We start from the raw sequence: 13,902 nt of genomic DNA, 5'->3' as shown, positions 1-13,902 counted from the left end.
CATCAACGGGTAAAGGGGGGATGTGCGATGAGACCGAGAAAAGTGCCGCTGCGCAAATGCGTAGCCTGCCAGGAAATGAAACCGAAGAAAGAGCTTATTCGGGTCGTTAGAACGCCTGATGAGGAAATTCTAATTGATCTTACTGGCAAAAAAGCCGGTCGGGGCGCCTATTTGTGCGGGAAAGTCAGCTGCTTTAAGCTGGCCAAAAAGACAAAAGCACTGGATCGAGCTTTGAAGCAACCTGTTGGCGTAGCTATTTACGACCAGCTTGAACAGGATTTCATTGCGGTAGAGGAAGAGTTTCTGGCAGAAAAGGAGCGGGTAAGCGATGAAGATGAATAAAGGCTTGTCCTCGCTCGGCATGGCCATGCGGGCTGGAAAATTGGTTACTGGCGATGAAATCGTGCTCAAGGCGGTACGTAAGGGAGAGGTGCATCTCGTCATTATTGCGGGTGACGCATCTCCAAATACGAAAAAAAAGTTTCAAGATAAATGCAGCACCTATGGGGTAGAGCTCGCCGAAGCGTTCGACCGCGATCAACTTGGAAAAGCTATAGGAAAGCTGGACCGAGTCGTACTGGCGGTAACTGACGCAAAGTTCGGAAAAATGATTGCGGGTCATCTGAATCAAAATTCGGAGGTGGATCATATTGAACAAACCACAGGACAGCAAGGACAATAAAGATAAGCTGCGTGTATACGAATATGCGAAATCCCTCAGCATGAGCAGTAAAGAAATTATAACGATTCTTAAACGGCTGGATATGCCCGTTAACAACCATATGAGTGTGATGGAAAACGAAATGGTTAATAAAGTGGAAGGCTTTTTCCGCGATATTAAAGCTAACGCAGCAGCAAAGCGGGCGAAAGAGTCAAGCGGAGCAACCGTATCTTCCACTTCGCAAGCGCCATCTAAGCCTGTTCAGCCGAAGCAACAACCAGTATCACAGCAAGAAGCCATTAAACCGGAGCTCGAAGCTTCCGGATTAAACAATAAAAAAATTACGCAAGATAGACAGGAGCCTATGAATTCTATTAAAACGACAACGCAAAACAACCAACAGCAACGTCCGTCCCAATCGTCCCCAAGCAGCAACAACAGGTCCGCAGCACCTAGCGGCAGCCGTCCAGCGCAAGGTTCTGGCCAATCGCAAAGCAGCAGCCGTCCTAGCCAAGGCGGCCAAACGCAAAATAGCCGTCCAAGTCAAGGTGGCCAATCGCAAAACAGCCGTCCTAGCCAAGGATCAGGCCAAGGCAACCGTCCAAGCAGTGGCGGACCATCGCGTCCACCAGCTTCACAAGGAGCTAATCGCCCATCTGGAACAGGTCCGTCCCGTCCGTCAGGCGATGCTTCGAGAAGCACAAACGGCAATGCGAATAATAAGCCAGGTGCAAGAAAACCAGGCGCAAACCAAGGGCAAAAACGGTTTGAAGATGGAAGACCAGGCGGTTTTGGCCGCAACAATAACAATAATCGCGGTGGCAGAGGACGCAACCAGCGTAATCAGCCGCAAGTATTCCGTGAGAAAATCGACAATACGCCTAAGAAAATCATCGTACGTGGTACGTTGACCGTTGGCGAATTGGCAAAATTGCTTCATAAAGATGCTTCCGAAGTTATTAAGAAGCTGATCGTTCTTGGCGTAATGGCTACCATTAACCAAGAGATCGATATGGATGCAATCCTTCTGCTTGCCGGTGAATATGGCGTAGAAGTAGAAGTGAAAATTCCGGTTGAAGAAGATACGTTCGAAACGGTTGAAGAAACGGATGAGGAAGCTGATCTGTTGCCTCGCCCTCCGGTTGTAACGATCATGGGTCACGTTGACCATGGGAAAACAACTTTGCTCGATGCGATTCGCAAAACGAACGTAACAGGCGGAGAAGCTGGCGGTATTACCCAGCATATCGGTGCTTACCAAATCGAAGCTAACCATAAAAAGATTACGTTCCTCGATACACCTGGTCACGAAGCGTTTACGCTGATGCGTGCCCGTGGTGCGCAAGTAACGGATATTACAATTATCGTTGTTGCAGCCGATGACGGCGTTATGCCGCAAACGGTAGAGGCAGTCAACCATGCGAAGGCAGCGGGCGTTCCAATTATCGTTGCGGTTAACAAAATTGATAAGCCAGATGCTGATGCAGATAAAATCAAGCAAGCTTTGACAGAGTATGAGCTGGTTCCGGAAGAGTGGGGCGGAGATACCATCTTCGTTAACGTTTCAGCGAAACAGCGTATTGGTCTGGAAGAACTGCTCGATATGATTTTGCTTGTAGCGGAAGTAAATGATTTCAAAGCTAACCCTGACAAGCGTGCACGCGGTACGGTCATTGAGGCTGAACTGGATAAAGGTAAAGGTCCGGTTGCTCGTGTACTCGTACAGCATGGTACGCTCAAAATCGGAGATGCCTTCGTTGCAGGTAACTGCTTCGGTCGTATTCGGGCAATGGTTAATGACAAGGGCCGCCGCTTAAAAGAAGCTGGACCTTCCACACCAGTCGAAATTACTGGTTTGACAGAGGTTCCACTTGCTGGCGATCCGTTCATGGTGTTTGAAGACGAGCGTAAAGCGAGAGCAATCGCTGATCGCCGTGCGATTAAGCACCGTCAATCCGAGCTTGGCGCGAACTCCCGCGTAACGCTTGACGATTTGTATAAGCATATTAAAGATGGAGAGATCAAGGATCTCAACGTTATTATTAAATCCGACGTTCAAGGTTCGGCAGAGGCGCTTAAAGGCTCGCTCGCGAAAATTGACATCGAAGGCGTACGTGTCAAAATCATTCATAGCGGTGTAGGCGCGATTACCGAATCGGATATCAACCTGGCTTCTGCTTCGAATGCAATCGTTGTCGGCTTTAACGTTCGTCCTGAGCCGCAGGCTGATCTGGCTGCACAGCAGGAGAAAGTTGATGTTCGTATGCACCGCGTTATTTATAACGTAATTGAAGAGATTGAACAAGCGATGAAAGGGATGCTTGATCCAATCTTCAAAGAAGTAATTATTGGTCATGCTGAAGTCCGTAACGTATTTAAAGTAAGCAAAGTTGGAGCTATCGCTGGTTCCATGATTACTTCCGGCAAGATCACTCGTTCTTCTGAAGCGCGGATCGTTCGCGGCGGCATCGTTGTTTTCGAAGGAAAAATCGATACGCTCAAACGCTTCAAGGATGATGTCAAGGAAGTTGCTCAAGGCTACGAGTGCGGAATTACGCTTGAGCGGTTTAGCGACTTCAAAGAAGGGGATATTATTGAAGCCTTCGTAATGGAGTCAGTAGAGAGGTGAATAAAGCATGGCTAAAATTCGTGTAGGTCGGGTAGGCGAGCAGATTAAAAAAGAGCTTAGCCAAATTATCCAGACAGAAATCAAAGATCCACGCGTCGGTTTTATTACAGTGACCGGCGTTGAAACGAGTAATGATTTGTCCCAAGCCAAAGTATATTTGAGCGTGCTGGGCAGCGAAGAGCAAAAGGAAGAAACGCTCAAAGCAATCGGCCGCGCAACAGGCTTTATCCGTTCTGAGCTAGGCAAGCGGATGCGTTTGCGTCATACGCCAGTGCTGATCTTTAAATTCGACAGCAGCATTGAGTATGGAAGCCGTATTGAAGGAATCCTCGAGGAAATTAATGGGGAGAACAAAGGATCATGACGGCTGCTGCGACCTATTTGCAGCAGTTGGATGATGCACTTGCTTTTATGCGTGATGGGGACGACTTTTTGGTCGTCTCCCACGTTCAACCAGATGGCGATGCCATTAGCTCGACGGTCGTCGTCGGCTGGCTGCTGGAGAAGCTTGGGAAAAAATCCAAGCTGATTAACGAAAGTGAGCTGCCTTCAAGACTTGCTCATTTGCGCTCATTCGATACGATTATTAATTATGGTGAAGTACAGCCATCAGAATCGTTTGCTCGCGTTATTGCAGTCGATTGTGCGGATTATCGCCGGATGGGCAAAGTGGAAAGTTTGTTTGCTGCAGGCGTGGAACTGCTTAACATCGATCATCATCCGACTAATGACGGCTTTGGTACGGTTCAATTGATTCGTCCGAATGCAGCAGCTACGGTTGAAATTTTATATGATTTAATTGAACGTGCGGGCATTTCGATTGATTTGGAATGCGCGACGGCTATATATACAGGCTTGATCACAGATACTGGCGGTTTCCGCTACTCAAATACGACACCTCATGTGATGAATATTGCTTCCCGCATGCTGTCGATTGGTGTACCGGGTCACAAATTAGCCGATCTGCTGCTCGAAAAGATGACGATGTCAAAGCTGAAGCTTCTGCAGCGTTGTCTTAGCAGGCTTACTTTTAGCGATAATCAGCAAATTGGCTGGCTTTATGTCAATAAGGATGATTTTGCTGAGACAGGTGCTGTTTCGGAAGATATGGAAGGCATCGTCAATTATGCTCTGAACATTGACGGCGTGGAAGTCGGCATTATGTTTAAAGAGACAGAAGATGGCGGAGTGAAAGCCAGCTTAAGATCAGCAGGAACGGCCGATGTTGCCGCGATTGCCCAATCCTTTGGCGGCGGTGGACATGTACGCGCTGCTGGCTGCCGAATTGATGCGCCGCTTCAAGAAGCAATCGCCCAATTGGTCGATGCGGTCAGAAAGGCGTTGAGCTAACAGATGGACGGTATTATCGCAGTATGGAAGCCCGCTGGCTGGACCTCGCATGACGTCGTAGCCAAGGTGCGGAGACTGCTGAAGATGAAGCGTATCGGCCACACGGGGACGCTGGACCCGATGGTGACAGGTGTTCTGCCGCTATGTCTCGGCAGAGCTACTCGTGTAGTTGAATACGTGCAGGAGCGTCCCAAGGCATATGAAGCTGTTATCCAGCTTGGCATTGCAACGGATACAGAGGATTTGACAGGCTCGGTTACGCAGGAGCAAACAGGTGTGCAGGTAACGCGTGAAGATATTATTCGCGTGCTGCGCAGCTTCGTGGGCGTTATCGAACAAGTTCCGCCGATGTTTTCTGCTGTAAAGGTAGATGGAAAACGATTGTATGAACTGGCACGTGAAGGCAAGACGGTAGAGCGCAAATCACGGAAAGTAACGATTCATCAAATTGAACTGATCAATCTTGAGCTTGATTTGGAGTTTCCGCGTTTTTCGTTTTCGGTTGTCTGTTCGAAAGGAACGTATATCCGCACTTTATGTGTAGATATCGGCCAGGCGCTAGGTGTTCCAGCGGCGATGGCGGAGCTCACCCGGACGATGTCCGGTGGTTTTACGAAGGAGCAATGCGTAAGCCTAGAGCAGATTGAAGCTCTTGGCACGGAGGGAATCGGGCCGTTTATTTTGCCTGCTGAGCTGGGTATCCAGCATTTGCCTCGCGTTACGGTCGATGCTCATTCGGCCTCGCTTGCCCTGAAAGGACAAAAGCTTCCGCTTCGCTTGCTTGCTGAAAAGCTTGAAACGGAGCAGCCGGTACGTCTTTTTGATGAAAATGGTTTGTTTATTGGTATTTTCGAGGCCGATCATGCTTTATCAGTGTTGAAGCCTATCAAGGTGTTCTCGTAACTGAGCCCATACTCGGTTATCGGAAAGTCATATAGGAATTGCAGGTGCATCAGCGTTGGAAATGATTTCATTGGAATATCCGGCAATTGAGCTGCCGGAACAGCTGCGAAACAAATCGCTTTCTATTGCAATTGGACATTTTGACGGTGTACATCGCGGACACCGCAATGTCATTGAGCAAGTCGTTGCCGCTGCCAAGAGAACCGGAGGATTGTCTGCGGTTATGACGTTTAACCCGCATCCAAAGGAAGTTCTGGGCCGTGGCGATCAATATTACAATTGTTTGACGCCACTTGCCGTCAAGCAATCGCTATTTGCTGAATTAGGTGTCGATTTGGTGCTAGTCGTCAAATTTGACCATGATTTTGCAGCGATTATGCCGGAGCAGTTTGTTGATGAAGTGCTTCGCCCTTTAGGTGCAGCCCAAATTGTAGTTGGTTTTGATTTCAATTTTGGCTACAAGGGCCAAGGAAATGCTGCCACAATGAAGGCGTTATGCGAGCCGGACATTCAGGTCGAAATCGTTGAACCGTTATACGATAATGGCTTGAAGGTGAGCAGTACTTACATTAGGCAGGCGCTTAGCGACGGTGATATTGAGCTTGCTACGAAGCTGCTTGGCCGGCCCTATGAGCTAGCAGGGACAGTAGTGCATGGCGATGGCAGAGGCAGCAGCATTGGCTTCCCGACAGCTAATGTGGATGTTTCCTTGCCATATGTTATGCCGCGCCTCGGCGTTTTCGGCATTTCAGCAGTCGTACTCAGCAAGTCGTATTATGGCGTATTAAATCACGGGATGAAACCTACTTTTAATAAAGAAGATATTCGTCCTGTGCTGGAAGCCCATTTATTTGACTTTCATCAAGTTATTTACGACGAGCCAATTAAACTGCAATTTCATTCTTTTATTCGTCCTGAGCAGCGTTTTAGCGGTGTAGATGAGCTTATTCGGCAAATCCATGCGGATGCCGAGCAGGCGAAGCGGCAGTTTGGCGTCGAATAAATGCCGGTCGGCATTTACTTTTGCTATAGGCTTGTGATATACTGAAACACGTTGCGATTCTACTTTTTGTCAGAATACGCAGCTGCAATTGGAACCTTAGCTTGGATGTCCGCTCTCACCGACGGCGCCTGGGCTAATGGCGATTATTGAATATAAGTTCAAGGAGGTGACTTTAGGATGGCAATTACACAAGAGCGTAAACAAGAATTGATTGATACGCACAAAACGCATGCGAGCGATACGGGTTCACCGGAGGTTCAAGTAGCTATCCTAACGGAAAACATCGTTAACTTGACGCAACATTTCCGGGAGCACAAGAAAGACCACCACTCCCGTCGTGGTTTGCTCAAGATGGTAGGTCAACGTCGTAAGCTGTTGAGATACCTTAAAAACAAAGATGTTAGCCGTTATAGCGCATTGATCGAAAAACTCGGCCTTCGCCGCTAAAACATGTTTCAAGAGAAGCAACCTGGTTGTTTTGCTGTCCGGCATTACGGACTTGGCAAAATCGGGTTGCTTTTTGTAATATGCGAGGGTTAAGCAGGATATAGAGGTCCTGCTGGCGAAGGTTATGTTTGTCAATCGTTTAAATTAATTTTTGAAATACAGGAGGGATACGTTTGCAACAAGTTGAAATGATTTTGGGTGGACGGAAGCTTGTATTGGAAACAGGCAGACTTGCGAAGCAAGCGAATGCTGCTGTAACTGTTCGTTATGGCGACACCGTTGTACTCTGTACAGTGACCGCTTCCAAAGGTCCGAAGGATTTAGATTTTTTCCCGCTTACGGTGAACTATGAAGAACGTCTTTATGCAGTTGGTAAAATCCCTGGTGGATTTATTAAACGTGAAGGACGTCCAAGTGAGAAAGCGATTTTGTCCAGCCGTCTGACGGACCGTCCGATTCGTCCGTTGTTCCCTGAAGGGTTCCGTAATGATATTCAAATCGCGAATATCGTCATGAGCGTGGACCAAGATTGCTCGCCTGAAATGGCTGCAATGATTGGTACTTCCGCAGCGCTGGCCATTTCTGATGTGCCATTCAACGGGCCAATCGGCGGCGTGAGCGTAGGTCGTGTTGATGGTCAATTCGTGATCATTCCAACCGTTGAGCAAGAGCAGAAAAGCGATATTTTCGTTGTAGTTGCTGGTACGAAAGATGCCATTATGATGGTGGAAGCAGAAGCTAATGAAGTTCCTGAGGACGTTATGCTGGAAGCGATTATGTTCGGGCATGATGAAATCAAGAAAATCGTTGCTACAATCGAGCAACTGCAGGCCATTGCCGGCAAAGAAAAAATGGAAGTAACGCTTCATGCCGTCAACGAAGAAGTAAATGCAGCTGTTCGCGCATTTGCATCTGCTCGTTTGGTAGAAGCGATTCGCATTCCCGAGAAGCATGAGCGTCAAGATGCCATTGATGCCGTTAATGCGGACACGGTTGCGCATTTTGAAGAAGTATATGCAGAGACGCCTGAACTGCTTGGCGATGTCAAAGAAGTGCTTTATGATATCGTTAAAGAAGAAGTTCGCCGCCTGATCACACATGAAAAAATCCGTCCTGATGGCCGTGCGCCTGAAGAAATTCGTCCAATCGAATGTGATGTGGCGATATTGCCGCGTACACACGGATCTGGACTATTCACACGTGGACAAACACAAGCACTCAGCATTTGTACGCTTGGACCGCTTGGCGATGTGCAAATACTTGACGGCATCAGCCCAGAAGAAACGAAACGTTTTATGCATCACTATAATTTCCCGCCATTCAGCGTAGGCGAAGCAAGACCACTTCGTCCTCCAGGCCGTCGTGAAATTGGACATGGTGCACTCGGCGAGCGCGCTTTGTCGAAAGTTATTCCATCTGAGGCTGACTTCCCGTATACGATTCGTCTTGTATCCGAGGTGCTCGAATCCAATGGATCGACTTCGCAGGCTAGTATTTGTGCAAGCACACTTGCAATGCTGGATGCAGGCGTTCCGCTTAAAGCTCCGGTTGCAGGTATTGCAATGGGTCTGATTAAAGATGGCGACCATTTCTCCATTTTGTCTGACATTCAAGGGATGGAAGATCATCTCGGCGATATGGACTTTAAAGTAGCGGGTACAGCAGAAGGTGTAACTGCCATTCAAATGGATATCAAAATTGACGGTATCGATCGTTCGATTTTGGAGCAGGCGCTTGAGCAAGCACGTGAAGGACGCATGCATATTCTAGGTAAAATGACAGCGATTATTTCGGAAGCTCGTCCTAACCTTTCTGAGTATGCGCCTAAAATTCTCACGCTTCGCATTAATCCGGACAAAATCCGTGATGTTATCGGCTCTGGCGGTAAAATCATCAACAAGATTATTGAGGAAACTGGCGTGAAAATCGATATCGAGCAGGATGGCATGGTTTACATTGCTTCTTCGAACGAAGAGATGAACCAAAAAGCCAAAGCGATTATCGAAGGTATCGTGAAGGAAGTTGTAATTGGTGAAATTTATTTAGGTACAGTAAAACGGATCGAGAAGTTCGGCGCATTCGTTGAAATTTTACCGAACAAAGATGGTCTTGTGCATATTTCCCAGCTGGCGAACGAACGTGTCGCTAAAGTGGAAGATGTCATTGCAATCGGCGACCAAATTACAGTTAAAGTAACGGAAATTGATCAGCAGGGCCGTATTAACTTGTCCCGTAAAGCTGTATTGACGCCAACTGTACCAGCACAATAACGGCTGCAGCGTTACATGGTAGGGGCACCGCAAGGTGCTTTCTTGAAATATAAGAATGCAGAGATTTTCTCTTATATTTACGCGTCTATTTCTACGCCAAACGGACTGTTGCCGCAAAAAAACGGCAACGCCGTTTACACTTGTTTTTTATACTCGAAGCAAAGAGCCAGATTCCATCTGTCTCTTTTTATTTTGCCGTCAAAAATCCCCTGCTTATATAAGGCAACCATTATCTCCCTAACATAATCTCGTCCCAATATTCATACATATGGAGCAATGAGGGACGGGGTGAATGAAGGTGCTGAGAAAAATAGGGGCAGCCATAGGCTGTATGCTGATTATGGTGGTGTTCATTCGGGCGAATGGAGGAGGTACGGCGGACTATATCAGCGCAATTAAACAGGAAAAAGGCATGATGACGCAGCTGCAAGAGTCGGTTTTGGATGAAAATAAAGCAAAGCTGCGCGCTGCTGTCGTAGCCGAAGCCGAGAGCCGCTCCATTAAGCCTATCGATGCCCGGATTGACCGCGTATGGAAGGCTATTCCCGGCTACAATGGGCTGGAGGTGGATGTCGACGCCACGGTGGAGAAGACGATTGCATCGGGCTCCCTTTCGCCGATTTTATATGTATACAAGGAGACGCCTCCTCGTATTAAGCTTGCGGATTTAGGGCCGCTTCCGGTATACAAAGGCAATCCAAACAAAAAAATGGTATCGCTAATGATTAATGTTGCGTGGGGCAATGAATACATAACGCCGATCCTTGAAACCTTGAACAAGGAAGAGGTAAAGGCAACTTTTTTTCTAGATGGCTCGTGGCTGAAGAAATATCCGGAAATCGCCAAGCAAATTCAAGCGGAAGGGCATGAAATGTCCAATCATGCGTATACGCATCCGAAGATGAGCGAGCTCAGCCGAAATGATGCTTATTTGCAAATTTCCCGTACGGAGGAATTGCTCAAATCGACGCTTGGCGTGACGAATAAGTGGTTTGCCCCGCCTTCGGGCGATTTTAACCAAATGACGGTACAGGTGGCGGCGGAGCAGAGGCTTCGCACGGTGTTATGGACAATCGATACGGTCGATTGGACCAAGCCGGGAGCAGACTGGATCATTCGGCGCATTTCGTCGCGGCTGGAGCCAGGCGCACTTATTCTGATGCATCCGACAGCGTCCTCGCGCGATGCTTTAACCGGAATGATTCGTGAAATTAAACGCCAGGGCTATGCGCTTGGCCCCGTTAGCGAGACGCTTTCGGAGGCGCGGATACCTGCTGCTGTTGAGCCGCAACCATAATTTTGATATAGTGTTAACATTCATGCTTACAGGAGGACCCTACGTGAAAAAATATACGCTTAGCAACGGTTTAAGAGTCGTAGTTGAATATATCCCAACCTGCCGTTCGGTTTCATTTGGCATTTGGGTCAAAACAGGCTCCCGCAATGAGACGCCTGAAAATAACGGGATCTCCCATTTTATCGAACATATGCTTTTCAAGGGGACAGATCAGCGGACGGCTAAAGATATTGCCGATCTGTTCGATGGTATTGGGGGCAATGTAAATGCATTTACCTCCAAAGAGTATACCTGCTATTACGCCAAGGTGCTGGATGAGCATTTGCCGCTCGCTGTTGATGCGCTTTCGGACATGTTTTTCAATTCCAAGCTGGATTTGGCGGATTTGGCGAAAGAGCGGAATGTTATTTTAGAAGAAATTTCGATGTATGAGGATACGCCAGATGACAAGGTGCATGATGAAGCTTCGCGTGCCGCTTATGGCGATCACCCTCTCGCTTATTCGATTCTGGGCCTAGAGGAGCGTCTTGCCGAAATGACGCCTGATACACTGCGCGCGTATATGAACGATTATTACACGATTGACAACACCGTCGTCAGTGTCGCCGGCAATGTGGAAGAGGGCAAGCTGCTGGAGCTGCTGGAGAAGTACTTTGGCAAGTTTGACCGTAAAGGTACATCGCAGCTGGTGGAGGCGCCGGATTTCCGCGGCGATTATATTTTCTATAAAAAGAAAACCGAGCAAAATCATCTTTGCCTGTCCTTTCAGGGCTGTTCGATTTCCGATGAGAAGCTTTATGCGATGGTGCTGCTCAATAATGCGCTTGGCGGCGGCATGAGCTCGCGCCTGTTCCAAGAAATTCGCGAAAAACGCGGCCTTGCTTATTCGGTTTATTCCTATCACTCCTCTTATGCGGACAGCGGCCTGTTCACCTTGTATGCGGGTACGGCGCCTAAGCAAACGAAGGAAGTGCTTGATTTGACGATGGAGCAGTTAGAGGAGCTTGCTTCCAAGGGGCTTGAGGATGCTGAGCTTCATCGCGGCAAAGAGCAGTTGAAGGGCAGCCTGATTCTCAGTCTGGAGAGCACGAGCAGCCGAATGACCCGTCTTGGGAAAAATGAGCTGATGCTGGGCCGGCATTACACGCTCGATGAGCTGCTTGAGCGCATTGATTCCGTGAAGATGGAAGATGTGAGGAACGTAACAGAGCGTTTGCTTGCAGCACCTTTTGCGGTGGCGATGGTAGGTTCGAGTGAAAGGGCTGCATCTAAACTTGGGAGGGATCGTTTTGTATCGCGTACTGTTTAAAAGAGTAGAGGGCAACGAAGACATCAAGCTTCCTTGCAAAATGTCCGAATGGGCTGCAGGCTTCGACCTGCAGGCCGCTGTATCAGAGCCTGTTGAGCTGGCACCGGGAGAGCGCAAGCTCATTCCTACAGGCTTTGCCATGGCTATGCCAGCCGAGCTGGAGGCGCAAATCCGCCCGCGCAGCGGCCTGGCTTACAAGCATGGCATTACATGCTTGAACTCCCCAGGAACGATCGACGCCGATTACCGCGGCGAAGTGAAGGTGCTGCTCGTCAATTTGGGGCAGGAGCCGTTCACGATTGCACGCGGCGAGCGCATCGCCCAAATGGTGTTCCAGCAAGTTCCGGTTGTCACCATTGAAGAGACATCCGAATTGCCGGATACCGTGCGTGGCAGCGGCGGGTTCGGACATACTGGCGTTTAAGGATTAGAAGACCGGAGCAGATGCTCCGGTCTTTTTTTTCACCCATTCTAGGCCCAGGCATAAGATAGTCTATATCTACATGCGCAAGAGAGGAGTGAAGCCGATGCTAACAGGCGTTCAAGTGCTGCTTATCGGCGGCGACGCCAGGCAGCTTGAGGTGATCCGCAAACTGGCGGAGCTGGATGCGACCGTAGTCATAACGGGCTTTGACGGTCTGCAGTCGACGCCAGAGGGAGCGGTTCAGGCTGAATATAATGAACGGCTGTTTGACGGGGTTGACGCACTAGTGCTGCCTGCCGTCGGAACCGATGACCAGGGCGTCATCAGCGCTGTATTCAGCGATAGCAAGATCAGGCTGGAAGAGCGCCATATGGCACGCTTGCCTAAGCACTGCAAAGTATACGCTGGTATGGCAAAACCATATTTAAGCGACCTTTGCAAGCAGCATCAGCTGGAATTGGTAGAGTTATTTGAGCGCGACGATGTCGCAATTTACAACTCCATTCCGACAGCTGAAGGTGCGGTAATGATGGCGATTCAACATACCGATATTACGATTCATGGCTCCACCTGCATGGTGCTCGGGTTCGGAAGAACGGGGTTCACATTGGCGCGGACGTTAAAGGGCTTAGGGGCGAATGTGCTTGTCGGAGTACGCAAGGGAGAGCATTTTGCAAGAGCGCTCGAAATGGGCTTCGAGCCTTTCTACACCAGCAATTTGCGGCAATATACGGGCAATATTGACTTGCTTTTTAACACAATTCCGACTATGATAGTCACAGCGCAAATTATAGCAAATCTTCCTTCGCGAAGCGTCATTATTGATCTGGCTTCGAAGCCTGGCGGAACTGATTTCCGCTTTGCTGAGAAACGAGCTATTAAGGCGATGCTCGCGCCCGGACTCCCCGGTATCGTCGCACCCAGAACTGCTGGACGAATCATAGCCGATTGTTTAACACAATTGATTATGGACGACTTGATAAATCGGGGGAATGGGGAATGAATTGGTCCGGACTTACGGTAGGGTATGCATTGTCAGGGTCTCACTGCACGTTTGCCGAGGTTATGCCGCAAATCCAGCGGTTTGTAGACGCAGGCGCGAACGTAGTACCTATAGTATCGCAGACGATTATGACGACGGATACGAGATTCGGAACGTCGGAGCAGTGGCAGACACAGCTCAAAGCGATAACTGGCAATGAAATTATTTCGACGATCGTGCAAGCGGAGCCGCTTGGCCCATCCAAGCTTATTGATGTGCTGCTCATTGCTCCATGCACGGGCAATACAACAAGCAGGCTGGCTAATGCGCAGACTGACAGTGCGGTGCTCATGGCATCCAAATCGCAAATGCGAAATGGAAGGCCAATCGTCATTGCAATTTCTACGAATGATGGCCTTGGCCTTAATTTGGCGAATATTGCGAAGCTGATCGTAACGAAAAATATTTATTTTGTGCCGTTCGGCCAAGATAATCCGGTACAGAAGCCCAATTCGCTCGTAGCGAGAATGGATTTGGCACTGGAAACATGCGAGGCGGCGCTGCAAGGCAAACAGTTACAACCGCTCATTATTGAGCGTTTTAATTATTAAGTTTTTTATTCTGAGT

14 protein-coding genes are annotated in these 13,902 nt (G+C 48.6%); all 14 read left to right on the top strand.

Annotated features, from left to right (window positions below):
* Positions 1-27: 27 nt before the first annotated feature.
* The 14 genes from rnpM to ASF12_RS19330 all read left to right on the top strand — a co-directional run bounded on the left by rnpM (position 28) and on the right by ASF12_RS19330 (position 13,886).
* Entirely contained in the window at positions 28-342 is a 315-nt protein-coding gene (gene rnpM / locus ASF12_RS19395; protein ID WP_046230754.1) for an RNase P modulator RnpM, read from the top strand.
* Complete coding sequence (locus tag ASF12_RS19390; RefSeq protein ID WP_056039066.1) at positions 335-682, top strand: L7Ae/L30e/S12e/Gadd45 family ribosomal protein; 348 nt, start codon at positions 335-337, stop codon at positions 680-682. Before rnpM ends, ASF12_RS19390 begins: the two co-directional genes overlap by 8 nt.
* A 40-nt stretch (positions 683-722) precedes the next feature.
* A complete protein-coding gene (gene infB, locus ASF12_RS19385) occupies positions 723-3,290 on the top strand; it encodes a translation initiation factor IF-2 (RefSeq protein WP_235533233.1) in 2,568 nt (855 codons plus the stop codon).
* A 7-nt stretch (positions 3,291-3,297) separates the two neighbouring features.
* A complete protein-coding gene (gene rbfA / locus ASF12_RS19380; protein WP_046230756.1) occupies positions 3,298-3,654 on the top strand; it encodes a 30S ribosome-binding factor RbfA in 357 nt (118 codons plus the stop codon).
* A complete protein-coding gene (locus tag ASF12_RS19375) occupies positions 3,651-4,640 on the top strand; it encodes a DHH family phosphoesterase (protein ID WP_056038144.1) in 990 nt (329 codons plus the stop codon). The genes rbfA and ASF12_RS19375 overlap by 4 nt, the downstream gene beginning before the upstream one ends.
* 3 nt (positions 4,641-4,643) lie before the next feature.
* Positions 4,644-5,543, top strand: coding sequence for a tRNA pseudouridine(55) synthase TruB (truB, locus tag ASF12_RS19370; RefSeq protein WP_056038141.1), 900 nt, complete (start codon positions 4,644-4,646; stop codon positions 5,541-5,543).
* 61 nt (positions 5,544-5,604) lie between these two features.
* Positions 5,605-6,546, top strand: coding sequence for a bifunctional riboflavin kinase/FAD synthetase (locus tag ASF12_RS19365; RefSeq protein ID WP_235533232.1), 942 nt, complete (start codon positions 5,605-5,607; stop codon positions 6,544-6,546).
* A gap of 177 nt (positions 6,547-6,723) precedes the next feature.
* Positions 6,724-6,993, top strand: a complete 270-nt coding sequence (rpsO, locus tag ASF12_RS19360) for a 30S ribosomal protein S15 (RefSeq protein ID WP_046230760.1) — start codon at positions 6,724-6,726, stop codon at positions 6,991-6,993.
* Positions 6,994-7,181: 188 nt separating this feature from the next.
* Positions 7,182-9,263, top strand: a complete 2,082-nt coding sequence (gene pnp / locus ASF12_RS19355) for a polyribonucleotide nucleotidyltransferase (RefSeq protein ID WP_056039065.1) — start codon at positions 7,182-7,184, stop codon at positions 9,261-9,263.
* Between the two features lie 292 nt (positions 9,264-9,555).
* Positions 9,556-10,560 (top strand): polysaccharide deacetylase family protein, encoded by a 1,005-nt coding sequence (locus tag ASF12_RS19350; RefSeq protein WP_056038133.1) that lies wholly within the window; start codon positions 9,556-9,558, stop codon positions 10,558-10,560.
* A 43-nt stretch (positions 10,561-10,603) separates the two neighbouring features.
* Positions 10,604-11,869, top strand: coding sequence for a M16 family metallopeptidase (locus tag ASF12_RS19345; RefSeq protein WP_056038131.1), 1,266 nt, complete (start codon positions 10,604-10,606; stop codon positions 11,867-11,869).
* Positions 11,850-12,293 carry a dUTP diphosphatase gene (gene dut / locus ASF12_RS19340; RefSeq protein ID WP_056038128.1) on the top strand — a complete coding sequence of 148 codons (444 nt, stop codon included), beginning with the start codon at positions 11,850-11,852 and terminating at the stop codon, positions 12,291-12,293. The genes ASF12_RS19345 and dut overlap by 20 nt, the downstream gene beginning before the upstream one ends.
* Before the next feature lie 103 nt (positions 12,294-12,396).
* A complete protein-coding gene (gene dpsA / locus ASF12_RS19335) occupies positions 12,397-13,296 on the top strand; it encodes a dipicolinate synthase subunit DpsA (protein WP_056038125.1) in 900 nt (299 codons plus the stop codon).
* The gene (locus ASF12_RS19330) at positions 13,293-13,886 is read left to right on the top strand and encodes a dipicolinate synthase subunit B (RefSeq protein ID WP_046230765.1); all 594 of its coding nucleotides are present in this window, start codon (positions 13,293-13,295) and stop codon (positions 13,884-13,886) included. The genes dpsA and ASF12_RS19330 overlap by 4 nt, the downstream gene beginning before the upstream one ends.
* The last annotated feature ends 16 nt before the right edge of the window (positions 13,887-13,902 follow it).

This window comes from Paenibacillus sp. Leaf72, from assembly GCF_001422685.1.
GTDB lineage: Bacteria > Bacillota > Bacilli > Paenibacillales > Paenibacillaceae > Pristimantibacillus.
Note: the sequence above shows the minus strand (reverse complement) of the source record. Positions and strands in the feature narration are given on the sequence as shown.

Coding starts and splice junctions, on each gene's coding strand:
- ASF12_RS19330 (WP_046230765.1), top strand. CDS start 13,293: ATGAATTGGTCCGGACTTACGGTAGGGTATGCATTGTCAGGGTCTCAC.
- dpsA (WP_056038125.1), top strand. CDS start 12,397: ATGCTAACAGGCGTTCAAGTGCTGCTTATCGGCGGCGACGCCAGGCAG.
- ASF12_RS19365 (WP_235533232.1), top strand. CDS start 5,605: ATGATTTCATTGGAATATCCGGCAATTGAGCTGCCGGAACAGCTGCGA.
- ASF12_RS19350 (WP_056038133.1), top strand. CDS start 9,556: ATGAAGGTGCTGAGAAAAATAGGGGCAGCCATAGGCTGTATGCTGATT.
- pnp (WP_056039065.1), top strand. CDS start 7,182: ATGATTTTGGGTGGACGGAAGCTTGTATTGGAAACAGGCAGACTTGCG.
- rpsO (WP_046230760.1), top strand. CDS start 6,724: ATGGCAATTACACAAGAGCGTAAACAAGAATTGATTGATACGCACAAA.
- infB (WP_235533233.1), top strand. CDS start 723: ATGAGCAGTAAAGAAATTATAACGATTCTTAAACGGCTGGATATGCCC.
- ASF12_RS19390 (WP_056039066.1), top strand. CDS start 335: ATGAATAAAGGCTTGTCCTCGCTCGGCATGGCCATGCGGGCTGGAAAA.
- rbfA (WP_046230756.1), top strand. CDS start 3,298: ATGGCTAAAATTCGTGTAGGTCGGGTAGGCGAGCAGATTAAAAAAGAG.
- ASF12_RS19375 (WP_056038144.1), top strand. CDS start 3,651: ATGACGGCTGCTGCGACCTATTTGCAGCAGTTGGATGATGCACTTGCT.
- rnpM (WP_046230754.1), top strand. CDS start 28: ATGAGACCGAGAAAAGTGCCGCTGCGCAAATGCGTAGCCTGCCAGGAA.
- truB (WP_056038141.1), top strand. CDS start 4,644: ATGGACGGTATTATCGCAGTATGGAAGCCCGCTGGCTGGACCTCGCAT.